The organism is Knoellia sp. AC549 (genome assembly GCF_979258975.1).
The window spans coordinates 812,498-837,627 of sequence record NZ_OZ409890.1; the positions used below are offsets into that span (position 1 = coordinate 812,498).

21 protein-coding genes and 1 pseudogene are annotated in these 25,130 nt (G+C 70.6%); 6 read left to right on the top strand and 16 right to left on the bottom strand.

The window, feature by feature from the left end:
- Positions 1-91 precede the first annotated feature (91 nt).
- The 6 genes from icmF to ACZZ98_RS03970 all read right to left on the bottom strand — a co-directional run bounded on the left by icmF (position 92) and on the right by ACZZ98_RS03970 (position 8,044).
- Positions 92-3,334 (bottom strand): fused isobutyryl-CoA mutase/GTPase IcmF, encoded by a 3,243-nt coding sequence (gene icmF, locus ACZZ98_RS03945; RefSeq protein WP_463515024.1) that lies wholly within the window; start codon positions 3,332-3,334, stop codon positions 92-94.
- A 59-nt stretch (positions 3,335-3,393) separates the two neighbouring features.
- On the bottom strand, positions 3,394-3,825 hold the full coding sequence (locus ACZZ98_RS03950; RefSeq protein ID WP_463515025.1) for a hypothetical protein: 432 nt from the start codon (positions 3,823-3,825) through the stop codon (positions 3,394-3,396).
- 143 nt (positions 3,826-3,968) lie between these two features.
- Positions 3,969-4,127 carry a hypothetical protein gene (locus tag ACZZ98_RS03955; protein ID WP_463515026.1) on the bottom strand — a complete coding sequence of 53 codons (159 nt, stop codon included), beginning with the start codon at positions 4,125-4,127 and terminating at the stop codon, positions 3,969-3,971.
- A 49-nt stretch (positions 4,128-4,176) separates the two neighbouring features.
- Positions 4,177-4,620: a type II 3-dehydroquinate dehydratase gene (aroQ, locus tag ACZZ98_RS03960; RefSeq protein ID WP_463515027.1), complete on the bottom strand. Its 444-nt coding sequence runs from the start codon at positions 4,618-4,620 to the stop codon at positions 4,177-4,179.
- 71 nt (positions 4,621-4,691) lie between these two features.
- The gene (locus ACZZ98_RS03965) at positions 4,692-7,322 is read right to left on the bottom strand and encodes a DUF4153 domain-containing protein (RefSeq protein WP_463515028.1); all 2,631 of its coding nucleotides are present in this window, start codon (positions 7,320-7,322) and stop codon (positions 4,692-4,694) included.
- Positions 7,319-8,044: a response regulator gene (locus ACZZ98_RS03970; RefSeq protein WP_463515029.1), complete on the bottom strand. Its 726-nt coding sequence runs from the start codon at positions 8,042-8,044 to the stop codon at positions 7,319-7,321. The genes ACZZ98_RS03965 and ACZZ98_RS03970 overlap by 4 nt, the downstream gene beginning before the upstream one ends.
- Before the next feature lie 195 nt (positions 8,045-8,239).
- Between ACZZ98_RS03970 and ACZZ98_RS03975 the strand changes: the two genes are divergently transcribed.
- The gene (locus tag ACZZ98_RS03975) at positions 8,240-10,009 is read left to right on the top strand and encodes a hypothetical protein (protein ID WP_463515030.1); all 1,770 of its coding nucleotides are present in this window, start codon (positions 8,240-8,242) and stop codon (positions 10,007-10,009) included.
- Positions 10,010-10,051: 42 nt separating this feature from the next.
- Here ACZZ98_RS03975 and ACZZ98_RS03980 read toward each other — a convergent pair whose 3' ends face one another.
- Complete coding sequence (locus ACZZ98_RS03980) at positions 10,052-11,035, bottom strand: helix-turn-helix domain-containing protein (protein ID WP_463517715.1); 984 nt, start codon at positions 11,033-11,035, stop codon at positions 10,052-10,054.
- A gap of 63 nt (positions 11,036-11,098) precedes the next feature.
- On the opposite strand from ACZZ98_RS03980, the gene ACZZ98_RS03985 reads away from it, so the two are divergent.
- On the top strand, positions 11,099-11,296 hold the full coding sequence (locus tag ACZZ98_RS03985) for a hypothetical protein (protein WP_463515031.1): 198 nt from the start codon (positions 11,099-11,101) through the stop codon (positions 11,294-11,296).
- Positions 11,297-11,320: 24 nt separating this feature from the next.
- Here ACZZ98_RS03985 and ACZZ98_RS03990 read toward each other — a convergent pair whose 3' ends face one another.
- From ACZZ98_RS03990 to ACZZ98_RS04030, 9 genes are all read right to left on the bottom strand, one after another.
- A complete protein-coding gene (locus ACZZ98_RS03990; protein ID WP_463515032.1) occupies positions 11,321-11,992 on the bottom strand; it encodes an SRPBCC family protein in 672 nt (223 codons plus the stop codon).
- Positions 11,993-11,994: 2 nt separating this feature from the next.
- Complete coding sequence (locus tag ACZZ98_RS03995) at positions 11,995-12,849, bottom strand: FAD binding domain-containing protein (RefSeq protein WP_463515033.1); 855 nt, start codon at positions 12,847-12,849, stop codon at positions 11,995-11,997.
- Entirely contained in the window at positions 12,846-15,356 is a 2,511-nt protein-coding gene (locus ACZZ98_RS04000; protein ID WP_463515034.1) for a xanthine dehydrogenase family protein molybdopterin-binding subunit, read from the bottom strand. The genes ACZZ98_RS03995 and ACZZ98_RS04000 overlap by 4 nt, the downstream gene beginning before the upstream one ends.
- Positions 15,353-15,859, bottom strand: coding sequence for a (2Fe-2S)-binding protein (locus ACZZ98_RS04005; protein WP_463515035.1), 507 nt, complete (start codon positions 15,857-15,859; stop codon positions 15,353-15,355). Before ACZZ98_RS04005 ends, ACZZ98_RS04000 begins: the two co-directional genes overlap by 4 nt.
- Before the next feature lie 102 nt (positions 15,860-15,961).
- Positions 15,962-17,077: an XdhC family protein gene (locus ACZZ98_RS04010; RefSeq protein WP_463515036.1), complete on the bottom strand. Its 1,116-nt coding sequence runs from the start codon at positions 17,075-17,077 to the stop codon at positions 15,962-15,964.
- Entirely contained in the window at positions 17,070-18,179 is a 1,110-nt protein-coding gene (locus ACZZ98_RS04015) for a vWA domain-containing protein (RefSeq protein ID WP_463515037.1), read from the bottom strand. The genes ACZZ98_RS04010 and ACZZ98_RS04015 overlap by 8 nt, the downstream gene beginning before the upstream one ends.
- Complete coding sequence (locus ACZZ98_RS04020) at positions 18,176-19,051, bottom strand: AAA family ATPase (RefSeq protein ID WP_463515038.1); 876 nt, start codon at positions 19,049-19,051, stop codon at positions 18,176-18,178. The genes ACZZ98_RS04015 and ACZZ98_RS04020 overlap by 4 nt, the downstream gene beginning before the upstream one ends.
- 41 nt (positions 19,052-19,092) lie before the next feature.
- Complete coding sequence (locus ACZZ98_RS04025; RefSeq protein ID WP_463515039.1) at positions 19,093-20,847, bottom strand: HNH endonuclease signature motif containing protein; 1,755 nt, start codon at positions 20,845-20,847, stop codon at positions 19,093-19,095.
- Between the two features lie 93 nt (positions 20,848-20,940).
- Complete coding sequence (locus ACZZ98_RS04030) at positions 20,941-21,528, bottom strand: nucleotidyltransferase family protein (protein WP_463515040.1); 588 nt, start codon at positions 21,526-21,528, stop codon at positions 20,941-20,943.
- Positions 21,529-21,610: 82 nt separating this feature from the next.
- Between ACZZ98_RS04030 and ACZZ98_RS04035 the strand changes: the two genes are divergently transcribed.
- The 4 genes and pseudogenes from ACZZ98_RS04035 to ACZZ98_RS04050 all read left to right on the top strand — a co-directional run.
- Positions 21,611-22,753, top strand: a complete 1,143-nt coding sequence (locus tag ACZZ98_RS04035) for a zinc-binding dehydrogenase (RefSeq protein WP_463515041.1) — start codon at positions 21,611-21,613, stop codon at positions 22,751-22,753.
- Between the two features lie 152 nt (positions 22,754-22,905).
- The gene (locus ACZZ98_RS04040) at positions 22,906-23,670 is read left to right on the top strand and encodes a phosphatase PAP2 family protein (protein ID WP_463515042.1); all 765 of its coding nucleotides are present in this window, start codon (positions 22,906-22,908) and stop codon (positions 23,668-23,670) included.
- A 27-nt stretch (positions 23,671-23,697) separates the two neighbouring features.
- Positions 23,698-24,747, top strand: a complete 1,050-nt coding sequence (locus ACZZ98_RS04045) for a polyprenyl synthetase family protein (protein ID WP_463515043.1) — start codon at positions 23,698-23,700, stop codon at positions 24,745-24,747.
- A 92-nt stretch (positions 24,748-24,839) separates the two neighbouring features.
- Positions 24,840-25,052 (top strand): annotated as a pseudogene (locus tag ACZZ98_RS04050) (squalene/phytoene synthase family protein); the annotation flags it as partial.
- Between the last annotated feature and the right edge of the window lie 78 nt (positions 25,053-25,130).

The following is a 25,130-nucleotide window of genomic DNA, read 5'->3' on the forward strand; positions in this document are numbered from 1 at the left end:
CACAGGCCGCCCGCCGGAGTAGGATTGTGGATCACACTGGGTCGGACCGAAGACCTCCGCCGCTACCCGGCCGTTTGGTATCGCTCTCGCATTAGACGTTGCGGCGGTACTGGCCTCCGACCTCGAAGAAGGCGTCGGTCACCTGCTGGAGGGTGCACACCCGCGCAGCATCCATGAGCACAGCGAAGACGTTGTCGCCGCTCATCGCCGACTCCCGCAACCGCTGAAGAGCGACCTCGGCCTCCTCGCGGTGCGCCTCCCGATAGGCGTTGACGCGCTCGAGCTGCGACTCCTTCTCGGACTCGGACGCCCGCGCGAGCTCGACGTGCTGCGGAGTGCCGCCCTCGGCGTCGGGCTTGCGGAAGGTGTTGACCCCGATGATCGGCAGCGACCCGTCGTGCTTGCGGTGCTCGTAGACCATCGACTCGTCCTGGATCTTGCCGCGCTGGTAGCCGGTCTCCATCGCCCCGAGCACTCCGCCGCGCTCCGAGATCCGGTCGAACTCCTCCAGCACTGCTGCCTCGACGAGATCGGTCAGCTCGTCGATGATGTACGACCCCTGCAGCGGGTTCTCGTTCATCGCGAGCCCCCACTCACGGTTGATGATCATCTGGATCGCCAGCGCTCGACGCACCGAGTCCGGACCCGGGGTCGTCACTGCCTCGTCAAAAGCGTTGGTGTGCAACGAGTTCGCGTTGTCATAGATCGCGATGAGCGCCTGCAGCGTCGTGCGGATGTCGTTGAAGTCCATCTCCTGCGCGTGCAGCGAACGACCTGACGTCTGCACGTGGTACTTCAGCTTCTGCGACCGCTCGTTGGCGCCGTACTTCTCGCGCATCGCGACCGCCCAGATGCGGCGCGCCACGCGACCGATGACCGAGTACTCCGGGTCCATCCCGTTGGAGAAGAAGAACGAGAGGTTCGGCGCGAAGTCGTTGATGTCCATGCCGCGCGCGAGATACGCCTCGACGTAGGTGAACCCGTTCGAGAGCGTGAACGCGAGCTGGCTGATGGGGTTCGCCCCGGCCTCGGCGATGTGATAGCCCGAGATCGACACGGAGTAGAAGTTGCGCACCTGCTGCTCGATGAACCACTCCTGGATGTCGGCCATCATCCGCAATGAGAACTCGGTCGAGAACAGGCACGTGTTCTGCCCCTGGTCCTCCTTGAGGATGTCGGCCTGGACCGTGCCCCGCACCGACGCAAGAGCGAGCGCGCGTATGCCGCTCGCCTCCTCCTCGTCCGGCTGCCGGTCGTGCTCCGCGACGAACTTCGCCACCTCACCGTCGATCACCGTGTTGAGGAAGAACGCGAGGATCGTCGGCGCCGGGCCATTGATCGTCATCGACACACTCGTCGTCGGCGACGTGAGGTCGAACCCGTCGTAGAGCGCCTTCATGTCGTCGAGCGTCGCGATCGAGACACCGGAGGTGCCAACCTTGCCGTAGATGTCGGGACGCGGGTCGGGGTCGCGACCATAGAGCGTCACCGAGTCGAAAGCGGTCGAGAGGCGGGTCGCCGGCTGCCCCTCGGACAACAGCTTGAAGCGACGGTTGGTCCGGAACGGGTCGCCCTCACCGGCGAACATGCGCGCCGGGTCCTCGTTGTCGCGCTTGAACGGGAACACCCCTGCGGTGAACGGGAAGAAGCCGGGCAGGTTCTCGCGCCGCAGGAACGACACGAGGTCACCGTGGTCGGCGAACGACGGCACGGCGACGCGCCGGATCTTGCTGCCGGACAACGACTCCTTGACCAGCGAGGTGTGCAGCTCGCGCTCACGGATCCGCACGACCTGCTCGTCACCGGCATACGACTCGACGACAGCGGGCCACCTCTCGATGGCCTCCTCGACGGCAGCGGGCAGCTCCTTGCGCGCAGCAGCCAGCAGAGCATCCACGGCGTGGTCCTCGTGACCGGCGGCAGCCAGCTCGTCGTCCACGAACTCGAACCGCTGCACGCGACGGGCCTGGGCGGCATACGCATCGGTCTGCTGGTGGTAGCCGCGCACCGTGTCGGTGATCTCGGAGAGGTAGCGGACGCGCGAGGCGGGGACGATCTGACGCAGCACCGACGAGTGCCGCACGTCGACGTGCGGCAGGACGCCCTCGCCGAGCTCGAGCCCCTTGGCGACGAGGAGCCCGCGCAGCTCCTGGTAGAGCGCGGTGACGCCGTCGTCGTTGAAGGTCGCGGCCGAGGTGCCGAAGACCGGCATGTCCTCGGGCTTCTTGCCGAACGCGCCGCGGTTGCGGACGAGCTGGCGACCGACGTCGCGCAGCGCGTCCAGGGCACCGCGCCGCTCGAACTTGTTGATGGCGACGAGGTCGGCGAAGTCGAGCATGTCGATCTTCTCGAGCTGGCTCTGCGCGCCGAACTCGGGCGTCATGACATACATCGACACATCGGCGAACGGCACGATCGCCGCATCGCCCTGCCCGATGCCGGGCGTCTCGATGACGATGAGGTCGTATGCCGCGGCCTTGAGGATCGTGATGACGTCCTCGAGCGCTTCGGGAACCTCGCGTCCACCGCGCGTCGCGATGGAGCGGAAGAAGATGCGGTCGCCGTCGAGCGAGTTCATCCGGATGCGGTCGCCCAGGAGTGCACCACCACCGCGGCGGCGGGTCGGGTCCACGGCGACGACGGCGACGCGGAGCTTGTCCTGCTGGTCGACGCGCAGCCGGCGGACGAGCTCGTCGGTGAGGCTCGACTTGCCCGAGCCACCGGTGCCGGTGATGCCGACGACGGGGACGTGACGCCCGGCGGCAGCCTTCTCCAGCTCGGCCCGGTCGGCATCGGAGAGCTTGGCCGTCTCGGCTCCGGTGATCGCGCGGGCCACCGCGGCCCGCTCCCCCGCAAGGACGGCTGAAAGGTCAGCCGGCTCAGCGGCATACAGGTCGGTGTCACACGCCTCGACGACCGTGTTGATCATCCCGACGAGACCCAGCCGCTGGCCGTCCTCGGGGCTGAAGATCGTCACACCCGCCTCGCGCAGCCGGGCGATCTCGTCGGCCACGATCACGCCACCGCCACCTCCGACGACCTTGATGTGCCCGGCTCCGGCCTCACGGAGGAGCTCGACGAGGTACTCGAAGTACTCGACGTGCCCGCCCTGGTAGGACGAGACGGCGACGCCCTGCACGTCCTCCTCGATCGCCGCGTCGACGACCTCCTGCACGGAGCGGTTGTGCCCGAGGTGGATGACCTCGGCGCCCTGGCTCTGCATGATCCGCCGCATGATGTTGATCGACGCGTCATGACCGTCGAACAGGCTCGACGCCGTGACGATGCGGACCGGGTTCGCGGGGACGTGCAGGTCGGACGACGTCTGTGTCATACCCGAGATAGTAGGACGTCCAACTATCTACGCGGAAGTCACGAAAGTGACAAGGACGGTCACAGCCGTGGGTAGGTGCTCACGTGGACGTGGTCGAAGTGGTTCTGGGTCACCGACCCACGGTCCGCCATGGGGCGCCAGCCGTCGCTCGCGTGCTCGATGTTCCAGATCTCCTGACGCCAGATGACGTAGCGCACGTCGAGCCGCTGCGCCTGGGCCACGGTGTAGGCCGCGACGGCGTCACCGTCGGCTCTGCCCTGCGCGCCCTCCCACCCCTCGATCATCACGTCGATCGCGATGCCGCGCGCGTGGTCGTCGCCATAGAGCGGCACGCCCCGGCGGACGCCGCCGACCGACGTGATCTGCGGCCACAGGAAGCAGAGGCAGCGCATGAGGTGGAGCGTCTCGGGGCTGAGGCCGACTTCGCTCGCCATCCCGGTCGGCGGGTAGGTGGTGGAGGGCAGGGCCTCCGGCTGGACCAAGGCGTGCATGAATGGTGTCCCGTCCGGGACGGGTCCCGATGGTGATCCCGCAGGGCGGCGATCACGGTGGTGACGCGCAACTCCCTGCTTCGTGAGAGTACGTCACGCGGGCGGCCCCCCAGGACGGCTGCTCAGTGGGGCCCTCACGATGCTCACATGTTGCTGCCGCCCCCACCCGGCCCGCCGCGGTGGGACTGGCCGAGTGCCTTGGGGACGGACTTCTCGTCGCCGCTCACCCCCGAGGAGCCGCGGTGCCGGAGGTAGAGCGCGACCAGCGCGATGATGACGATCAGTGCGATGAAGAACTTCATGGCGATGCCCCTTGCTCCCCCGAGCCACGGACGGGCCCAGGTCAGCAGGCTAACCCTCGCGCTGGGCGGCCACCCACTGAATCGCGTCGACATACCCGGCCGTGCCGCGACCGATGACCTGGTGGTCGGTGACGTCGGTGAGATAGCTGTGGTGCCGGAACTCCTCGCGCGCGTGGATGTCGCTGATGTGCACCTCCACACGGGGCACGGTCACCGCGTTGAGCGCGTCACGCAGGGCGACCGACGTGTGCGTGTAGCCCGCTGCGTTGATGACCAGCCCGGCGATGCCGCGACGTCCCTCCTGCACCCAGTCGATGAGGACGCCCTCGTGGTTGGACTGGCGGAACTCGAGGGTGAGCCCGGCCGCCTCGCCCGCCGCCCGGCACAGTGCCTCCACGTCGGCCAGCGTCTCGGAGCCGTAGATCTCCGGCTCCCGCTCGCCGAGCAGGTTGAGGTTGGGGCCGTTGAGGACGAGCACCGTGGTCGAGTCCATGACGCGAGTATGCCGCCCGCTCACGTATGCGGGCCGCCCGCCTGTGCGCGTTGCATCGGCACGTGGTCGGGTCAGTCGTCATACGGCGTCGACCCGCCGCGGAACGAGTAGCCGGTCCCGAAGGACTGGCAGAAGCCCTGCTCGTACGGCAGCGCGGTTGCGGGCAGCGCCGAGGCGGCACGGGCCCGCCCCAGGTTCCAGGACAAGAGGTCGTCGCTAGCACGAGTTTCGTCCTCGCGCCACAGCACACACGCCGCCTGCTTCTCGTCCAAACCGGCGAGGATCGCCGGCGTGGCGTCGACGCCGAGGCCCGCGAGGTAGTGGGTGTCGAGCTTGCCGGTCTCCTTGAAGCGCTCGATGTTCTGCTGCGCCACCCAGCCGTCGGGGTTCATCAGACCAAAGCCGAGGAAGAACAGTGCACCCGTGAGCAGCGCCGCCCGCGGCACCCACTTGCCGCTGCCCCGGACGATCGCCGCGATCATCAGCACGATGAGCAGGCCGAGCCACAGCTCGAACCCGTCGACGAAGACGCGCGTCACGGTGTAGCCGTAGGCCTCCTGGTAGAGGCTCATCCGGTAGAGCGCCGAACCGACGACGGCCAGCGTGAGCAGGCAGAGCGACACGAGGGCGACCCTGAGGACCAGCCGGTCCGAGGCCATCTCCTGGGGGGCCTTGCGGGTGGCGATGCCCACGACGACGAGGGTGAGGAAGGTCGCTGTCGTGAGCTGGCCAAAGCCTTGGTGAACGTACTCGGCATACGTGAGTCCGGTTGTCTCGCGCAGGTATTCGTGACCGCCCCACATGGCCGTCGCCTGGGCTGCGAGGAAGAGGACGAAGAGGGCGATGACCACACCGAGCGGGACGAGCCACTCCCAACGGTGGGTGACGGGGCGACCTCGTGGCACGTCGAGGTCCGCAATACGGGGCGGGTTGAGCGCGAGGTAGGCCCCGGCGAGCGCGATGCCGGCGACGAAGACGAAGATGAAGATCCGCCCGATGATGGTTTCCCAGCGCAGGTCGGGCACGAGCGACTGCGCCCAGGACCCGAAGAGCGCGTCACCGGAGGCGAAGAGGCCACCGAAGAGGACGAGTCCCACGGCCGCGAACGCGATGGTGCGCAGCACCGGCCAGAGCAGGGGCATGCGGCTCGTCGCGGTCAACGTGCGTCCCAGCAGCGGCAGACCACGCACACCGGCGAGCACCCACGCAGCCGCTGACAGCGGGATGCTCACGAACGACCGAGCGCGGGTCACGGTGGCCGCGAGCAGGAGCGCCGCGATCATCGCCGAGAGGACCATGATCCACTCCGCCGCCCGGATGACCGTCATCGCCGTGAGGCCGACGCCGACCGCGACGCAGACGAGCGACCAGACGTTCCGCTTCTCGCGGGACGCCGACAGGATGAGCGCCGCGGCCAGGAGGGCGACGAGGCCCGCTCCTGCACCGAGCCGCCTCTCGGGCAGGGCGACCGCTGCGACGATGCCCAGCGCCAACGCGCCGATGAGCAGGCGGGGCTGTGGCCCCAGCCCGGCCTCCGGCCAGAGCCGTCCGAAGACCGTGTCGGTCAGGAGCGGCGGTCCGGGCCGGGTCGGAGCCGTCGGTGCGACGGGTCGTGGCGCCACGGCCGACGGAGTGGACGTGGGTGTGGCCGGTGGCGTGGTGGGCATGGTGACCTCCGTGGTCGCGGTGGCGTGCGTGCGGGTATGCCGTGGCAGCACCGCGCGCAGTCGCGCGCCTCGTGCGCCGGGCGGGGTGGGCAGGACGTGGATCGAGCCGCCGTGGAGCTCGCAGACCCACGAGGCGATGGCGAGGCCGAGGCCGGTGCCGCCACCGGAGTCGTCGCCCGTCCCGAAGCGGCTGAAGACGCTGGCCGCCTGCTCGACGGAGATGCCCGGCCCGTCGTCGACGACCTCCAGGGACCAGCGCTCGTCGTCGAGCGCCCTTGCAACGAGCTGGATCTCACCGTCGGGAGGACTGTGGCGAGCCGCGTTGTCGAGGAGGTTCGCGACGAGCTGGGCCAGGCGAGCGGGGTCGGCGGTGACGGTGAGATCGTCCGGGACCACCCGGCATACGTGATGGACGGTCCGGGAGCCGAGCTCGGCCTCGGACACGGCTCGGGCGAGCAGGTCGCCGACCGGAACCTCCTCGAGGCGCAGCGGCAGCACGCCGGCATCGATGCGGGACAGGTCGAGGAGGTCGCCGACGAGGTCGCTCAGCCGCTCGGACTGGGTGAGTGCTCCGCGCAGGGCCGCGTCGTCGGGTTGCACGACACCGTCGACGAGGTTCTCGAGCAGCGCGCGCTGCGCCGTGAGCGGGGTGCGCAGCTCGTGCGAGACGGTGGCGACGAGCTGACGCCGCTGGTGGTCCGCATCGGCGAGGTCGGAGGACATGGCGTTGAAGGCGCGAGCGAGCTCACCCACCTCGTCCGTCGACCGTGTCGAGACCCGCTGGCCGTAGTCCCCCGCCGCCATCCGGCTCGCCGCGTGGGTCATCTCCCGCAAGGGTGCCGTCATCCCGCGGGCCAGCCACTGGGTGACGAGCAGGGCGATCGCGACGGTGACCGGCAGGGTGAGCCAGAGCGGCATACCGGCTCGGTCGCCGATCGTCGCGAAGAGCGCCGCGACGACGCAGCTGACACCGACGAGGAGCCCGAGCTTGACCTTGATCGAGTCGATGCTCTCGAGGGGTTGCTCGGTGTTCACGCATCCTCCAGCGCGTAGCCGACGCCGTGGACGGTGCGCACGCGAGCGGCACCGATCTTGGCGCGCAGGGACTTCACGTGGCTGTCGAGGGTGCGGGTGCCGGACGCGTCGGACCAGCCCCACACCTCGCCCATGAGCTGCTCACGGGAGCGGACGGCACCCGGGGTGGACGCGAGCGCGGCGAGGAGGTCGAACTCGAGCGGAGTGAGGTGCACGTCGTCGCCGCCCACCGTCACGCGACGGGCCGGACCGTCGATCTGGACGTCACCGACCTGGGTCGTGGGCGCAGGCCTGGCCGCGAGCTCGGCGGCGCGCTCCACCCGGCGCAGCAGGGCGTGGGTGCGGGCGACCACCTCGCGCATGCGGAACGGCTTGGTGACGTAGTCATCGGCGCCGACTCCGAGCCCCACGAGGATGTCGGTCTCGTCGTCGCGGGCCGTGAGCATCAGCACCGGGACCGGACGGACCGCCTGGATCCGGCGGCACACCTCGAGCCCGTCGAAGCCGGGGAGCATGACGTCGAGGACGACGAGGTCGGGCGAGTGCTGCGAGAACGCCGCGACGGCAGCGGGGCCGTCGTGCGCCTGGTGGACGGTGTAGCCCTCCGCGCGCAGCCGGTCGGTGACGGCCTGGTTGATCGTCGGCTCGTCCTCGACGACCAGCACGGTCGTGCTCGTCACCGACGAAGGCCTCGCCGCGGCATCGGCTCCTGTTCCACTCATGCCACTGACAGTAGGAGCAGGCAGTGGGTGCGGGTGGGCACGACCTCTGGAGATCTCGTGAAGATCACCCCTGTCGGCACGCAGCCCCCATGTATCTGCGGCGACACCGGCCCCTCCTTCCCCACAGCGAGCGCGGTGCCGTCCGGTCGGCGGACGACCTCACTGGGCGATCGCACCAACCAGGAGGAACACATCATGAAAACAGGACCACGGGCGCGGCGACGCGCCTGTCTCACCAGCGGCGCCGCCCTCGCGGTCGCCGCCCTCGTCGTGCCCGCGGCGGTGGCCGGCTCGACGTCGGGGAGCCTCCCCAACGGGGCAGCCCTCACCGTTGGCGTCACGTCACCCGTCGACGGCGACTCGTTCATCGTGCCCGCGGGCGACACCACCGTCGACGTGCCACTCTCGGGCACGGCGAGCATCGCCACCGGAGCACCGAGCACCAGCTGGATCTATGTCGTCGACGTGTCCGGCAGCACGAGCCAGAGCTGTGACGCCACCCGCACGATCCTCACCTGCGAGAAGGTCGCCGTGAAGGGCCTCAACGACCTCGTCGTCACCGACGGCTCCGCCCTCGAGAGTGCGGTCGCCGCCTTCGGCGAGGGCGCAGCGACGGCGGACATGCGGGCGACTGCGGGCGACCAGCGGTTCACCTCACCCTCGGGCAGCGATGTCGACACCGTCGTGGACTCCCTCAGCGCCGGGGTCATCGGCCAGTTCACGAACAAGAGCATCGGCGGGAGCTCGACGAACTACGCGGCCGGGCTGCAGGCGGCGAGCACGCTCGTCGCGGCTGCTTCGGGAAGCCAGGTCAACGTCGTCTTCCTCTCGGACGGCGAGTCCAATGCCGGCACCCTCGCGGCGTTCAACGCCGCCCTGACCTCGGTGACGGCGGGCGCGACGATCTATCCGTTCGCCGTGGGCGGTGGCAGCTCGTGCGGCGGCGGCTCGGCCGGCACACTCAGCGCGATGGCCACGGCCAGCGGGACGACCTGCTTCGCCGTGCCGGACCCGGCGGACCTGCCCGACGTCATCACCAACGTCACGGCGACGACCCTCACCGGGCTGAGCGTGACGCTCGACGGTGCACCGGTCACGTCGACGCCGAGCACGGCCCTGCCGACCGCGGGACCGGCCTCGATCACCTGGACCGCACCCGGCAACGACCTCGCTCCGGGCCTGCACGAGGTCTGCGCGACGGCGACGGGCATCGGCCCGGCAAGTGATCCCACGGCCACCGGCTCGGTGACGCGGTGCGAGAGCTTCTCGGTCTTCGCGTTCGCCCTCACTCCCCCGACGGCGACCAACGAGCTCGGTAGCGACAACGCCCACACGGTCACCGCGACCGTGACGGGTCCGGCGTCCGACCTCGCCGGCCACGCGGTGGACTTCTCCGTCTCGGCCGGACCCAACACGGGCGAGACCGGAGTCTGCGCACCGGCTTCGTGCGCGACCGACGCCGCGGGCCAGGTGACGTTCACCTATGACGTCCCGATCGAGCCCGCCTCCCTCGGCACCGACACGATCTCGGCGACCGCCACCATCCACGGTGACGAGGCGACCCGGACGGTGTCGAAGCTGTGGCGCGACACCACCCCACCGGTCGCGTCCTGCGTCGAGTCGACGAACCCGGACGGTCACGTCCCCGGCGCCCCCGGCAACGGTGGTCAGGGCCAGAACCAGGACGGCTTCTACCGGCTCGTCGCCCACGACGACGTGTGGCCGGACGGCGACCTCGACGTCTTCGTCAAGGACGACGGCAGCTCCACGGTCTGGGGCCCGTTCACGGTCGACACCGACATCAAGTACGTCGAGGCCAACGGTGCCAGGCCCAGCCAGAAGCCGGGCAACGGTGTCGTCGAGTGGAACCTCAAGGGCAGGGGCGACGCCGAGGTCTATGCCATCGATGGTTCGGGCAACCGCTCGGCGTCGGTGATGTGCCTCGTGCCGAACGCACCCAAGTGACACCGGCGCGCTGAGTCAGCAACGCGCACACCGCTCCTCGGCTCAGGCCGGGGAGCGGTGTCGCGTCCGGAAGACCGTGGGGGTCAGACCCGTGCACTGGGCGAAGTGGTGACGCAGCAGGGCTGCGCTGCCGAAGCCGACGTCGCCGGCGATCTGCTCGATCGACAGGTCGGTCTCCTCGAGCAGCTCGCGCGCCCGCAGGACCCGCTGGTCGGTGATCCACTGGTGCGGCGTCGTGCCCGTCTCCGCGACGAATCGCCGAGCGAAGGTGCGCGACGACATCGCCGCGCGCCTGGCCAGCTCAGAGACGGTGTGCGGCTGCGCCAGGTGCTCGAGCATCCACTCGAGGACCGGACCGAGGCTCTCGGACTCGGTGACCGGCACCGGTTGGTCGATGAACTGGCGCTGGCCGCCGTCACGGTGCGGTGAGACGACCATGCGACGGGCGATGCGGTTGGCGACGGCGCCACCGTGCTCGGACCGCACGAGGTGCAGGCACGCGTCGATGCCCGCGGCCGTCCCCGCACTCGTGATGACCTGGCCGTCGTGCGCATAAAGGACGTCCGGGTTCACCCTGGCGAGCGGGTAGCTCGCCGCGAGCTTGTCGCTGTGCATCCAGTGCGTCGTGCACTCGCGTCCGTCGAGCACTCCAGCGGCCCCGAGCGTGAAGGCGCCCGTGCACACCGACAGCACGTAGGCCCCACGATCCACGGCGTCCCTCACCACCTGCTTCACGGCCTCCGACGGGGTGTATGCCGTCGGGCTGGCCGGGATGGCCACGAGGTCGACGTCCCTGGTCGCCTCCAACCCGTGGGGCGCGGTCAGGACGACACCGGAGTCGGTGCGCAACGGCATACCCGGGTCCTCTGCGCAGACGCGGAAGTCGAAGGGCGGCACGCCGTCATCGGTCCGGTCCATCCCGAAGACCTCGGACAGGACGCCGAACTCGAAGAGCGCGACGGGGTCCTGCAGGACGACGGCGACGGAGCGGAGAGTCACGGCGTCAGCATGGCAGGTTGGCAGCATCTTGCGCAAGGGTGTCAGGTCTGCCACTCGTGGCAGGATGTGTCCGGACGTCAAACTTGAGCCATGAGCACCTTCCTCGCCACCATCGCCCCGTTCATCCCTGCGCTCACCCTCACGGCCCTCTTCGTCTGGGCCCTCGAGGCGAGCAACCGTCGCCACGGGTCAGCACCCTGGGCCGACGACTACCGCCACCCCGCCGCGCACGACGCCGACCACCGCCGCAGCTCCCACGACGTGGACACCTACGGCAGGGCCGCCTGACCGCAGCCCTGCCCAGCGCCTCGGTCAGCCGTGGTCGCGGCCGAACGCGTAGCCGACAAGGGCACCGACAAGCCCGGCCACGGCATACGGGCCCCACTGCTTGACCGCCGAGGGCAGGGCCACCGCACCGAGGTCGATCGCATCGTCCACCGTCGGGGCCGGGTTCGGCGCCGGCCGTGGAGGCGGGTTCGGCTGTGCCACAACGGGTTCGGGCTGGTCCACGACGGGTTCACTCGGCTCGGCGGGCGCCTCGGGCTCGTCGAACTGGCTCTCGACACAGGCCACGAACTGGCCCAGCAGCTTGTCGGAGACGTCCTGCATCACCCCGCGCCCGAACTGCGCCGGCTTGCCGGTGATGGCCAGGTCGGTGCCGACCTCGACCCTCGTCGCGTCGCTGTCTGGCGTGAGCTGGAGAGTGACCGTGGCGCCGGCAGTGCCGTTGCCGCGCTTGTCCTTGCCCTTGGCCTCGATGACGGCGCGGTGGGTCGCGGCGTCGCGCTCGAGGAAGGTGCCGGACCCGGCATACACCAGGGCGATGGGACCGAGCTTGACCTTGACGGTCCCGGCGAAGCCGTCCGCGCTGGCCTCGGTCACCGTGGCGCCCGGGAAGCAGCCACCGACGCGCTCGAGGTCGAGAAGCGTGTCCCAGACCCGGTCGATCTCGCCCGGGACGGTGAACTCGTGATGGAGCTCCACGCTCAGCCTCCGGCCGCTGCGAGCACGGCGCGACGGGTGAGGACGGGTGCCAGCGCACGGCGGTAGTCGGCACTGCCGTTGAGGTCGCTCGGCGGGTTCGTGCCCTCGGCTGCTGCGGCGCAGGCCTTACGCACCGCCTCGTCCGTCGCGGCTGCCCCGACGAGTGCCGCCTCGACCGCGGACGCGCGCAGCGGCGTGGAGCCCATGTTGGTCAGCCCGACGCGTGCCTCAGCGATCGACCCACCCTCGACGCGGACGGTTGCCGCGACCGCGACGATCGACCACTGGTGCGAGACGCGGACGAACTTCTCGTAGTGGGCGCCCCAGCCGGTGTGCTTCGGGATGCGGATCGCGGTGAGGAGCTCACCCTCACCGACAGCCGTCTCGAAGAGGTCCTGGAAGAAGTCGGCGGCCGCGACCGTGCGCTCTCCCCCGCTGCCCGTGATGACGAACTCGGTGTCGAGGGCGAGTGCCGGCGCCCCGACGTCGCCGGCCGGGTCGGCGTGGACGAGGGCACCACCCACCGTGCCCCGGTGCCGGATCTGGGGGTCGGCGACCTCCTTGATCGCGGCGTGGAGGACCGTTGCGTGCTCGCGCACGAGGTCGGAGGCGAGGGCGTCGAAATAGGTCGTCATGGCGCCGATGACGATGTGGTCGCCGTCCTCCCTGATGCCCTGCAGCTCCTCGATGCGCCCGAGGTCGATGACCAGCTCGGGCGCGTTGAGGCGCATCCGCAGGACGGGCAGGAGGCTCTGGCCACCGGCGAGGACCTTGGCGTCGTCACCGGCCTCGGCGAGGGCGGCGAGGGCGTCGGCCACCGACGTGGGGGCGACGTAGTCGAACGCTGCGGGGATCACTGGCCTGCTCCTTCGCTCGACGAGCCGGGATCGTCGCCGGACGAGCCGGGGTCGTCCTGGTTGGCGGAGTCCGCCTCGAAGTGGGGCTGCGCCTCGGCCGGGACCGGCGCGGCCTGGTTGGACCCGGCCGTCTGGATCGCCGTCCACACCCGCTCGGGGGTGCACGGCATCGTGATGTCGTTGATGCCCCTCGGTCGCAGCGCGTCGACGATCGCGTTGACGACGGCCGGTGTCGAGGCAATCGTGCCCGCCTCGCCAACACCCTTGGTGCCGAGCGAGTTCGACGTCGCCGGCGACGTCGTGTGGTCGGTGATGAAGCTGATCGTGTCGGCGGCCGTGGGGAGCGTGTAGTCGACGAAGGAGCCGGAGACCAGAGTCCCCTGCTCGTCGTACTCGGCGCCCTCCCAGAGCGCCTGGGCGATGCCCTGGACGAGTCCGCCATGGACCTGGCCCTCGACGATGAGCGGGTTGATGATGACGCCGATGTCGTCCACGCAGACGTACTTGCGCATCTTCGTCGCGCCCGTCTCGGTGTCGACCTCCATGGCGCACAGGTGGGTGCCGTGCGGGAAGGAGAAGTTCACCGGGTCGAAGGTCGCGTCGGCGTCGATGCTCGGCTCGGCGCCGTCGGGCAGGTTGTGCCCGGCGAACGTCGCGAGTGCGACGTCGGTGAGACCGATGCCCTTGTCCGTGCCCTTGACCGTGAACGTGCCCTCGGCGAACTCGAGGTCGTCGGCGTTGGCCTCGAGCAGGTGCGCCGCGATGACCTTCGCCTTCTCGATGACCTTATCGGCTGCGAGCACGAGGGCCTCACCACCGACGACGAGCGACCGGGACCCGTAGCTGTCCATGCCCTTGGAGGCGATCTGGGTGTCGCCGTGGAGGACCTCGACGTTCTCGAATGGGATGCCGAGCCGGTCGGCGACGATCTGGCTCCACGCCGTCTCGTGCCCCTGACCGTGGGGCGACGTGCCGGTGATGACCTCGACGGTGCCGGTCGCGAGCATCCGGATGCTCGCCGACTCCCAGCCACCCGCGCCGTAGTTGAGCGAGCCGAGGACGCGTGAGGGCGCGAGCCCGCACATCTCGGTGAAGGTCGAGACACCGATGCCGAGCTGGACGGGGTCACCCGAGTCGCGCCGCTGCTGCTGCTCGGCGCGGAGCTCGTCGTAGCCGAAGAGCTCCCTGGCCTTGGCCGTCGCGGCCTCGTAGTTGCCGGAGTCGTAGGTCATGCCCGCCACCGTGGTGAACGGGAACTCCTCGTGCCGAATCCAGTTCTTCTCGCGGATCTCGAGAGGGTCGACGCCGACCTCGGCCGCAAGCTCGTCCATGAGCCGCTCGATGGCGTAGGTCGCCTCGGGTCGCCCTGCTCCGCGGTAGGCGTCCACCCAGGTCTTGTTGGTGTAGTAGTTCGTCGTGTTGAACCGGTATGCCGGGAACTTGTAGATCGAGTTGAACATCCAGGCGCCCAGCACGGGCACACCACCGCCGACGATCGCGGCATACGCGCCGAGGTCGGCCATCAGCTCGACCTTGAGCCCGGTGACCGTCCCGTCCTTCTGCGCGCAGAGCGTGAGCTTCTGCCACTGGTCACGACCGTGGTGCGCGGAGACCATCGACTCCGAACGGGTCTCCGTGTACTTGCAGGGCCTGCCGAGCTTGCGTGCGACGGCCAGGGTGACGAACTCCTCGGGGGTCGACTGCAGCTTGCCGCCGAAGCCGCCTCCGACGTCCGGGGCGATGACCCGGATCTTGGACTCGGGCAGGCCCGTCGTGGCGGCGATGCAGAACCTCAGGATGTGCGGGATCTGCGTGGCGGACCACATCGTGACCTGCTCGCCGGTCGGGTCCACGACCGTGGACCGCGGCTCCATGAACGCCGGGATGAGGCGCTGCTGGCGGTACTCGCGCTCGATGAGGATCCCGTCGATGCCGGCCTGCCGGATCGCCTCGTCGACGTCCTCGCCGGTGCCGCCCTCCTTGGAGTCGAGCTGCCAGAAGGCGGACTTGTTGGTGCCGAGCGACGGGTGCGCCAGGACCGCGTCCGTCGCTGCCTCCTTGAGGTCGAGGACGGCCGGGAGCTCGTCGTAGTCGACGTCGACCAGCTCGGCGGCATCCCGTGCTGCGGCAGCGGTGCGGGCCGCCACGACGGCGACGATCTCGCCGGTGTGGGCGACGCGCTCGAGGGGCATCGGCAGGTGGTCAGGTGACTTCTGCTCGGCCGAGATGGGCCACGCGGTGATGTTGACACCCTGGATGTCGGCGATGTCCTTGCCGGTGAAGACCGCGATGACGCCGGGGGCGGACCGGGCCGCCTCGGTGTCGATGTTGGTGATCGTCGCGTGCGCCAGCGGACTGCGGACCATCGCGAGGTGGAGCATCCCGGTCAGCTGGATGTTGTCGGTCCACTTCGTGCGGCCGGTGATGAGTCGCTGGTCCTCCTTGCGGCGCCGGGCGCGCCCGATCTCGGCGGTCTTGGCCTCGGGGCGGTCGTCGACGGCGGTCATGACTGCACTCCTGCGGTGATGGTCTCGGTCAAGTCCTGGAGGGCGCCCTGGCCGGCAACCTGCTGCACGGCCTTGACGATGTTGTGGTAGCCGGTGCACCGACAGAGGTTGCCCTCGAGACCGACCCGGATCTCCTCCTCGGAGGGGTTCGGGTTCTCGTTCAGCACGTCGATGGCCTGCATGATCATCCCTGGCGTGCAGTAGCCGCACTGGAGGGCGTGGCACTCGTGGAACGCCTGCTGCATGGGATGGAGCTCACCGTCCGTGGCGAGCCCCTCGATGGTCGTGACCTCGTGCCCGTCGGCCTGGACGGCGAGGACGCTGCACGACTTCACGCTCCTGCCGTCGAGGTGGACGGTGCACGCGCCGCAGTTGCTCGTGTCGCAGCCGATCACCGTCCCGGTCTTTCCCACCCCCTCGCGCAGGTAGTGGACGAGGAGCATCCGTGGCTCCACCTCGTCGCTGTAGGACGTGCCGTCGACCGTGACCGTGATGCGAGTCATCCTTGACCCTTCGCCGTGGGCGTAAGTGCAGTACTCGCGATCCTGCACTGGTCGGACAACCCCTGCAAGGTTTCGGCGAGATCCACAGCCTCGGCCAGCAGGTCAGGTGTGGATGGGCCCCTCGCGCACGGCCAGCCGCTCGCCGCGTCCGCCCCAGCGGCGGGCGATGATCTCGGCGGCGATCGACACCGCTGTCTCCTGCGGGGTGCGCCCGCCGAGGTCGAGGCCGATGGGCGAGGACAAGCGAGCCAGCTCCTCGCCCGTGACACCGGCCTCGCGCAACCGCTCCATCCGCTCGTCGTGCGTGCGCCGCGAACCCATCGCGCCGACGTAGGCCACGTCGGGCAGCCGCAGCGCGACCTCGAGCAGCGGCACGTCGAACTTGGGGTCGTGGGTGAGGACGCAGAGCACCGTGCGCCCGTCGATGCGCCCGGCCTCGACCTCCTCCTTGAGGTAGGTGTGCGGCCAGGCGACGACGACCTCGTCCGCCGCCGGCAGCCGGGCCGGCGTGGCGAAGACCGGGCGCGCGTCGCACACGGTCACGGCATACCCGAGGAAGTGGCCCACGTCCGCGACCGCCGCCGCGAAGTCGATGGCACCGAAGACGATCATCCGCGGCTTGGGCGCATAGGACGCGACGAAGACGCGCATCCCCTCGCCGCGCCGCTCGCCGTCGGGTCCGTAGGTCAGCGTCTCGGTCGAGCCGGATGCCAGCGCACCGCGGGTGTCGTCCGTGACGGCTTCGTTGGCCCGAGCGCTGCCGAGGTCCCCGTGGACCGTGTCGGGTCGCACGACGAGGCGGCGCCCGACCCAGGCCGGATCGGGGTGCGCGACGACGGTCGCCACAGCCACGGGTCGGTCCGCGGCGATGTCGTCCGCGACCGACCCGAGCTCGGGGAAGCTGTCGCGGTCGACACGCTCGACGAAGACGTCGAGCTGTCCGCCGCAGGTCAGACCGACGGAGTATGCCGTGTCGTCCGAGATGCCATAGTGGCTCAGCTGCGGTGTGGCAGAGGCGATCACGTCCTGGCCCACCTCATAGACCGCGCCCTCGACGCAACCACCCGAGACCGACCCGACCGCCGTCCCGTCGGCGCCCACGAGCATCGACGCACCGGGAGGTCGGGGCGAGGAGTTGAACGTCTCGACGACCGTCGCGAGGGCCGTGCCCTCACCGGCCTCCCACCACTCGCGCAGTTCCGCCAGGACCTCACGCATCGGCAACGACCTCCAGCAGCTCGGCAAAGGCGGCCATCGAGTGTCCGGCCACGAAGGTGTCAACGTACGGCAGGGCCGCGACGATGCCCTGCTGGACCGGCGCGTATGCCGGGTGCCCCCGATGCGGGTTGGCCCAGACGACGTGGTGGGACAGGGCGTGCAGCCGTCGCATCTGCTCGGCCAGGGGCGCGGGGTCGCCCCGCTCCCACCCGTCGCTCACGATGACGACGACGGCCCCGCGGGCCATGCCCCGCCGACCCCAGTGCTCGAGGAAGGCCCTCACCCCGTCGGCGAGGCGGGTCCCGCCCGACCAGTCCGGGATCACCTGACCCGCCGCGACGAGGGCCCGGTCCGGATCCGGCTGGTGCAGGGCCCTCGTTACGTGGGTGAGCCGCGTGCCCAGGGTGAAGACCTCGACCGACGCGGCACTGCGGCACCACACGTGGCCAAGCCGGAGCAGCGCGTCCGTGTAGGCGTTCATCGACCCCGAGACGTCGAGGAGCACGACCACCCTGCGGGCCTTCTCGGTCCGCCGCCGGTGCCGGATCGGACCGGGCTCACCGTGACGCCGCACCATCTCGCGCAGCGTGCGCCGGGCGTCAACGCGCCCCAGCCTCGCGGTGGCCAGGCGGTGGGTGCGACGCCTCGGCGACCGGGGTCGGAGAGCGGCGAACATCGCTGCGAGAGCGGCCCGCTCGCGGGCTGACATCGCGGCTATGTCCCTGTGCCGCAGCACTTCTGTGGCGCTGGCCATGGCGCGGATCTCGTCCTGGTCGCCTTCCCCGGACTCCTGCTGGTCCGCGCCGTCGAGCAGGTCGGCCATCGAGGCGGGTGGACGCTGCGGCGGCCGACGCGCCGTTCCGGCACGTTCGGCACCGAACCACGCGGCATACACGAGATCGTGCCTCTCGAGGTCGGACGGTGAGCCGCAGAGAGTCGCCCGCCCCACGGCATACACGGCTGGCTGGTCCTCGAGACCCACGGTGGCGACTGCACGCAGGTAGGTGCGTTCGCGGTCGGCGGTGACCGCCACCCCGGCCGCGCGAAGTGCACGCGCGAAACCGAGGAGGATCTCCTCGGCCGAGCGCGCGAGCACGGTCACCGCGCCAGGATCCGGTCGAGGGCGGCTCGGACCCTCGCCGCGTCCTCGCGGTACTTCACGGCCACCCCGAGAGACGCCGCCGCCGACGCGGTGTCGAGCTCGCGGACGCCCAGCTCGTGGAGGGCGCGTGCCCAGTCAAGGGTCTCGGCCACGCCTGGGGGCTTGAGCAGCTCGCCGTCGGTGCGCACCCCGTGGATGGCTCGCACGACCTGCTCGGCCAAGGCCTCCGGGACCTCAGGCGCGCGGGACCTCACGATCGCGAGCTCCCGCTCGAGAGAAGGGTGCTCGAGCCACTGGTAGAGGCAGCGGCGCTTGAGCGCGTCGTGGACCTCGCGGGTCCGGTTGGAGGTGAGGATGACGAGCGGAGGTGTCGTCGCCCGGACCGTGCCGAGCTCTGGGATGCTCACCTGCCACGTCGACAGGACCTCCAGGAGGAAGGCCTCGAACTCGTCGTCGGCGCGGTCGATCTCGTCGATGAGGAGCACTGCCGGGGCCTCGCGCAGGGCCCGCAGGATGGGGCGCGCCACGAGGAACCGCTCGGTGAACAACCCGGACTCGACGTCCTCGAGCGACGCGGCGCCGTCCACGGCCTCTACCGCACGCAGGTGCAGGATCTGGCGCGGGAAGTCCCAGTCATAGAGCGCCTGGCTCGCGTCGATGCCTTCGTGGCACTGGAGTCGGATGAGGGGAACACCGCCGGCTTCGGCCAGCGCCTCGGCCAGTGCGGTCTTGCCGGTGCCCGGCTCCCCCTCGACGAGCAGCGGCCGGTGGAGCCGCGTCGCGAGCCACGCGATCGTGGCCAGCTCGTCGTCGGCGAGGTAGCCGGTGCCCTCGAGGGCGGAGCGCAGATCCGCGGCAGTGGAGAACTCCATACCGTGCATCGTCACACGTCCGCGCCCGGGCTGGGGCTCCCTCAGAACGGAATGGGCTCCGGCGTGTGGGGTGGCCGGGGTGGGAAGTTGATGCCGTAGCGCTCCCAGTTCGGGTTGTGGTCGAGGTCGATCTTGGGTGGTGGTCCGCCGTAGGTGTTGCCGTCGATGTCGAACGAGACCGGGTACGCGCGGGGGTGTCGTGGGATGTCGTGGCTGTCGAGGAGCTCAGCCAGCCCTTCTTCGAAGGTGGTCGGGATCTGGCTGGGGTCGACCGTGACGCGACCGGAGGTGGTGGGGTCGCGGTGGGTGCGGCCGGCGGTGACGAGGTGGAGGTGGTCCACGGGCCAGGTCGTGGTGGACAGTCCGGTGGGGTCGGTCCAGGTGGCGGTGGCGTCAGGGTGCAGGCGCACGGTCCAGCCGTCGCGTTGCTTGATGCGGTGGTGACGCCGACACAACGCCATGAGGTTGGTCGGGGTGGTGGGGCCGGTCGGCCAGGGTCGGACGTGGTCGAGGTCGCACTGGCGTGCGGGGGTGGCGCAGCCGGGGAAGCGGCAGGACCCGTCGCGCAGCCGGATGAGTCGGGCCATGGGGTCGGGCACGCGGTAGGAGTCGGCGATGAGGTCGTCAGGCGGTGCATTGCTCGCGGGTGGTGCGTCTCCGCGTTCGTGGGCCTTCTCGCGAGCGCGTTCTCGTGCGCGTTCCCGGCTCTGGTGCGCGCGGCGGGCGCTGTCCTGGCCGCGGGCGAACGCCTTCGGGATGTCACCGGCCACCAGCGCGCCGGTGCCACGGTCGCAGGTGAGGTCCCGGTCCGGGTCGGAGGCGCCGGCGGCATGGAGCCAGTCCCGGCGCACGAACGTCGTCCCGAGAGCACCAAGCCCACCGACCTCGACGAGGTCCTCACCGGAGCCGAAGCCGGAGCCGGCGGCAGTGCCAGTGCCAGTAGCGGTAGCGGTAGCGGTGGCGGTGGCGGTGGCCTGAGCCGTGTCGCTCACAGGCGCCTCGTCGTCGTCGGCGGCGCGGGTGGCGTGGACGACGACCTTGACGTCGGAGTGTTCGAGGATGAGCTCCATCATCGCGTCGGCGCGGGCGAGTTCGAGGGAGTCGGCCTGCTTGTCACGCACGAGCTGACGGGCACGTTCGGTCACCGCAGCCCACGCGGTCCGCGCCTGCTCCACCTTGAAGTCCCCCCGCCAGTGGTCCGTGCCGTGCACCCCGGTGCGCCGGGTCAGTCCGCGCCGGGCACGTTCGTCCTGCGCGTGCGCGGTCACCGCGTGCGGGTCGACCTGCGCCGCGGTCCGGGCCAGCAGCCGCCGCAAGGGCCCGGTCGTCAGCTGCCCCCACACGTCCTTGACCCGGTCCACGACCTCCGCCGCGGACTCCGGGGACAGGAACTCCGTCTCCTCCGTCACGACCCGCGCCCGGTGCTCATCCAGGTCACCAGCGGCCATCGCATCGACCACCCCAGGGGTGCGGGTCAGCTGACGGACCGCATCCAGGACCCGGTTCGCCGCGACATGCACCGAACACCCCAACCGGGGCGCCGCCAGCTCCGGAGCATCCAGACGCTGGTACCCCAACCCGTGGTGCACCTCCACCGACGTGCCGTCCTCCTGCACGTGCGAGTCCCGCGCGGACAGGTGCGCCAACGCCACCGCCTGCCGGGCCGACGCCGCATCCTTCTCCCGCTGCGCCAGCTCGATGACGTCCAGCAGCTCCTCGGATCTCATGTCCGAAGCGGAAGCAGACAACGCGGCATACCGGCCCTCCAGGGCGGCGGTCGCAGCGGTGCTTTCCATGCCCTGATTCTAATCGAACGAACGTTCGAGCGTCAAGTCTCGAAGGCGCGAATTCGGTTCTGCTGCAGGCGAACACGCTCAGTACGCAAGGAGTCAGATGTCTCCGGGTCGGTCGATGTCCCGGCCCGTCGCGAGGTCCCCGCACTCGACGAGCTCGGGAGCGTTCGCGTCGAAGTACCCCCGTGCCCCTTGGTCCCCGACGGCGTGGCTCCGCACCAGCCGCCAGTGGTCGCGCCCCACGAGCACGGGGTGCCCGGAACGCCCGTGATAGGTCGCTCGCACCAGCGCCTCCTCCAAGGCCCCGCCGCCGGCAGCGCCCAGGAGGCGAGCGTGGACGTCCGACCCGACGTCAGGCAGGTCGACAAGCATGAGGAGGGCGGCCGCCGCATCGGTGGGTTCGAGGGCGTCGAGCCCGCACCGCAGCGAGGCGCCCATGCCCTCGTCCCAGTCCTCCGCCTCTACGACGACGGCGCCGACGCGTTCGGCGCGCTGCCGCACGCTGGGAGCCGAATGGCCGACGACGACGTGGACCGCGACCACGCCAGCCTCACGCAGGCGGGTGACCGCCGTCTCGACGAGGGACGGCCCGGTCGGCGAGAGGCGGAGCAGCGCCTTGGGGCCACCCATGCGCCGTCCGGCACCTGCCGCGAGGACGAGTCCGGCGACCTCCCCTTCAACCATCGCCCCACTGTGCCACTGGCCAGAGCCCCGCGTGCGCCAACCGCACACTGCGCCAGCCGGAGGAGTCGGGGAGAGTGGGCGCATGAGCATCACGACGAGAGCGGCGGTCCTGCGCCACACGACCACCGACCAGCCGTTCGCCGACTCGGCACCGCTCTCGATCGAGGAGGTCACCCTCGAAGGGCCGGGTCCGGGTGAGGTCCTCGTCAGGATCACGGCGGCCGGCCTGTGCCACTCGGACCTCTCGGTCGTCAACGGCGACCGCCCGCGGCCGCTGCCGATGGTCCTCGGCCACGAGGCCGCAGGTGTGGTCGATGAGGTTGGTCCCGGGGTCACCGGCGTCGCCGCCGGCGATCGGGTCGTCTGCTCCTACGTGCCCTCGTGCGGACACTGCGCGGACTGCGCCGGCGGACACCCCGTGCGCTGCGCCGACGCGCAGGCGGCCAACCGCGAAGCACGCCTCGTGACGGGCCGTCGCCCCTTCAGCGACGCCTCAGGCGCCGAGCTCCACCACCACCTGGGCGTCTCGGCCTTTGCGCAGCTGACGGTCGTCTCACCGCGGTCGCTCGTCCCGGTGCCCGACGACGTGCCTCTCGAGACCGCTGCCGTCTTCGGGTGCGCCGTCCTCACCGGGGCCGGCGCCGTCCTCAACACCGCCGTCGTGCGGCCGGGCGAGGCCGTCGCGGTCGTCGGGCTGGGCGGCGTCGGCATCTCGGCGGTCATGGCGGCGGCCCTCGCTGGCGCCCACCCCGTCATCGCCGTCGACACGGTCGAGGCGAAGCTGGCATCCGCCAAGGACGTGGGCGCGACCCACGGCGTCCTGGCCGGTGACGACGCCATCGAGCAGATCCGCGACCTCACCCATGGCGGTGTCGCCGTGGCGATCGAGGCCGCGGGGCACCCAGCGGCACTGTCCACGGCATACGCCGCAACGCGGGTCGGTGGACGAGTCGTCGTCGCCGGCCTTCCTCATCCACGCCACGAGATCGGCGTGCCCATCACGTCGCTGGTGGCGGAGGAGAAGTCGATCCTCGGCTCCTACATGGGCTCCTCGGTCCCGCGCCGCGACCTGCCGCGCCTCTTCGACCTGTATGCCGCCGGGTTGCTTCCCGCTGACGCGCTCGTCACCTCACGAGCGGTGCCGCTCGACGACCTCAACCTCGCACTGGACCGGCTCCAGTCGGGTGACGAGGTCCGCCAGATCCTGGACCCGCAGGCGCACTGACGCCTGGCGCCATCGCAGACTGGTGCCATGGATCCCCTGGTCGACGACGTTCGCCCGACCACCGACGTCGCTCCTGATCGGGGGACTACTGCGTCCGAACGCCCCGGCTGGGCGCAGCCCTCATCGCCCTCTCCCCGCTGTCCCTCATCCTCGTGGCCTATGCGTTCGCCCAGTGGGTCAGTGCGCCGCTCTCCCGGGGAACCCTCGACGAGGGCCAGGTCAACCGGCTCGGCGCCGGCCTCCAGATCATCTGGCCGGCCGCAGCGGACCGCAGGGTCTTCGGCGAGGTGCCGTCGGTCCGGCTCCAGGAGCTGCTCCTGCGGCCCGACCCGCAGTGGTACGACGTGCTCGCCTCGCTCGTCTACGTGACGCACTACATGGCGCTGCCGGTGGCGACCGCGGGCATCTGGTTCCTGGCCCGCAGGCGGTTCGCCGGGTGGATCACCGCCGTGCTCGTCATGACGCTCGCGTCGATCGCCGTCTACGTCATCTTCCCGGCGAGCCCACCCTGGCTGGCCGCGCAGCTCGAGGTCATCGGCTCCGTCCAGCGCATCTCCGCGGACGGATGGGCCGGCCTCCACCTCGAGCCGGTCGGCACGGCACTCGAGAGTCTCCAGGGCGACAGCAACCCCGTGGCCGCGATGCCCTCGCTGCACGCCGCCGTGCCGGCCCTCATGGCCTTCTTCCTCTGGCGGGGTGCACGGTGGTGGGTGCGAGTCCTGACCTGCGCGTATGCCGTCGTGATGGCGTGGACCCTCGTCTACACGGGGGAGCACTACGTCGTCGACGTCGTTGCCGGGTGGCTCGGGGCTGCCGTCGCCGTCGTCGTCGCGCGAGGGCTGAGCCGCCGCCGCGAGGCACGCGACCGAGCGCCCACGCAAGCGGCGCCGACCACCGCGCCGAGCCACTCGGTCTGACCCAAGGCCAGCAGGGTACTTTCTGGTATGGCCCGCCGTCAGACCCCCGCGCTGGACGAGGAGCTCGACCGATGGGTCGATGCGGGTGGGAGCCGTGCGCGGTCGCTGGGGCTCGACTTCCACGAGATGTGGTCGGCCCTCGGTCGGTGCTCCGCCGGAGGCAAGCGCGTACGTCCCGAGCTGCTGTTGACGGCCCACCGCTGCTACGGCGGCGCCGACCACGACGTCGCCGTCCGGGTGGCCGCGGCCCTCGAGCTGCTGCACACGGCGTTCGTCATCCACGACGACGTCATCGACCGCGACCTCGTCCGCCGGGGCAGCCACAACGTCTCGGGGACCTTCGTCGAGCGGGCCGCCGAGCGAGGGGCCTCGCTGGACGGCTGCCTGACCGCCGGGGTGGCCGCCGGTGTCCTGGCCGGTGACCTCGCGCTCGCCGGGGCCATCCGCGGCATCGCCCTCTGCGGCGCCGGCAGGCCGGTGACCGAGCGACTGCTAGACCTCCTCGACCACTCCATCGCCGTCACCGCCGCCGGCGAGCTCGACGACGTCCTTCTCAGCGTGTGCGAGTCGCACGACGTGGCGGTGGAGGACGTCGTGACGATGCAGCAGCACAAGACCGCCGTCTACTCGTTCCAGCTGCCCCTGCAGGCGGGCGCCCTCCTCGCCGGTGCTCCCGAGCACGCCCTCGAGCCGCTGGGTGCCGTCGGGCGGCTCATAGGCGTCGGCTTCCAGCTCGTCGATGACCTGCGCGGCGTCTTCGGTGAGGAGTCGGCCACCGGCGAGAGCGCCCTCGGCGACCTGCGCGAGGGCAAGCTCACCACCCTCATCGTCCACGCCCGTGGCACCGAGGCCTGGCCGCACATCGCACCCCACGTCGGCGACCAGGAGCTCAACGACAACACGGCCCGGGTCGTCCGGCTCCTGCTCGAGGAGTCGGGATCGAGGCAGTTCGTCGCGCGGCTGGCGCAGGACCACCTCCATGAGGGACTGCGCATCGCCCGGGAGTCGGGGCTGCCGCCCGAGCTCGTGGCCGAGCTGACCCTCCTCAGTGACGAGATCCTCGAGAGCGCCGCGTGAGGACCGGACGTCGCAGGAGGGACGGCGCGACCCAGTGGGCGTCGGCAGAGCAGCAGCAGTACGACGCGGTCGCCCGCGAGGCCTCGGCCGTGGTGATCCGGACCTACTCGTCGTCCTTCGGTCTGGCTTCGCGCCTGCTCAGGGAGCCCGTCCGGAGCCGGATCCGTGACGTCTACGCCTTCGTGAGACTCGCCGACGAGATCGTCGACGGTCCCATCGGGGTCGCTCAGCCCGACCGGGCCGCCGCCGCACTGGACCGGCTCGAGGCCGAGACCACCGAGGCGCTGGTCGACGGCTACAGCCCCAACCTCGTGGTGCACGCCTTCGCCGGCACCGCGCGCCGGTGCGGGATCGACAACGAGCTTCATCGCCCCCTTCCTCCG

Excerpts from the sequence above, each read along its gene's own strand:
- icmF (WP_463515024.1), bottom strand. The coding sequence starts at position 3,334 with ATGACACAGACGTCGTCCGACCTGCACGTCCCCGCGAACCCGGTCCGC.
- ACZZ98_RS03950 (WP_463515025.1), bottom strand. The coding sequence starts at position 3,825 with ATGCACGCCTTGGTCCAGCCGGAGGCCCTGCCCTCCACCACCTACCCG.
- ACZZ98_RS03955 (WP_463515026.1), bottom strand. The coding sequence starts at position 4,127 with ATGAAGTTCTTCATCGCACTGATCGTCATCATCGCGCTGGTCGCGCTC.
- aroQ (WP_463515027.1), bottom strand. The coding sequence starts at position 4,620 with ATGGACTCGACCACGGTGCTCGTCCTCAACGGCCCCAACCTCAACCTG.
- ACZZ98_RS03970 (WP_463515029.1), bottom strand. The coding sequence starts at position 8,044 with ATGAGTGGAACAGGAGCCGATGCCGCGGCGAGGCCTTCGTCGGTGACG.
- ACZZ98_RS03975 (WP_463515030.1), top strand. The coding sequence starts at position 8,240 with ATGAAAACAGGACCACGGGCGCGGCGACGCGCCTGTCTCACCAGCGGC.
- ACZZ98_RS03980 (WP_463517715.1), bottom strand. The coding sequence starts at position 11,035 with ATGCTGCCAACCTGCCATGCTGACGCCGTGACTCTCCGCTCCGTCGCC.
- ACZZ98_RS03985 (WP_463515031.1), top strand. The coding sequence starts at position 11,099 with ATGAGCACCTTCCTCGCCACCATCGCCCCGTTCATCCCTGCGCTCACC.
- ACZZ98_RS04000 (WP_463515034.1), bottom strand. The coding sequence starts at position 15,356 with ATGACCGCCGTCGACGACCGCCCCGAGGCCAAGACCGCCGAGATCGGG.
- ACZZ98_RS04005 (WP_463515035.1), bottom strand. The coding sequence starts at position 15,859 with ATGACTCGCATCACGGTCACGGTCGACGGCACGTCCTACAGCGACGAG.
- ACZZ98_RS04010 (WP_463515036.1), bottom strand. The coding sequence starts at position 17,077 with ATGCGTGAGGTCCTGGCGGAACTGCGCGAGTGGTGGGAGGCCGGTGAG.
- ACZZ98_RS04020 (WP_463515038.1), bottom strand. The coding sequence starts at position 19,051 with ATGGAGTTCTCCACTGCCGCGGATCTGCGCTCCGCCCTCGAGGGCACC.
- ACZZ98_RS04025 (WP_463515039.1), bottom strand. The coding sequence starts at position 20,847 with ATGGAAAGCACCGCTGCGACCGCCGCCCTGGAGGGCCGGTATGCCGCG.
- ACZZ98_RS04030 (WP_463515040.1), bottom strand. The coding sequence starts at position 21,528 with ATGGTTGAAGGGGAGGTCGCCGGACTCGTCCTCGCGGCAGGTGCCGGA.
- ACZZ98_RS04035 (WP_463515041.1), top strand. The coding sequence starts at position 21,611 with ATGAGCATCACGACGAGAGCGGCGGTCCTGCGCCACACGACCACCGAC.
- ACZZ98_RS04045 (WP_463515043.1), top strand. The coding sequence starts at position 23,698 with ATGGCCCGCCGTCAGACCCCCGCGCTGGACGAGGAGCTCGACCGATGG.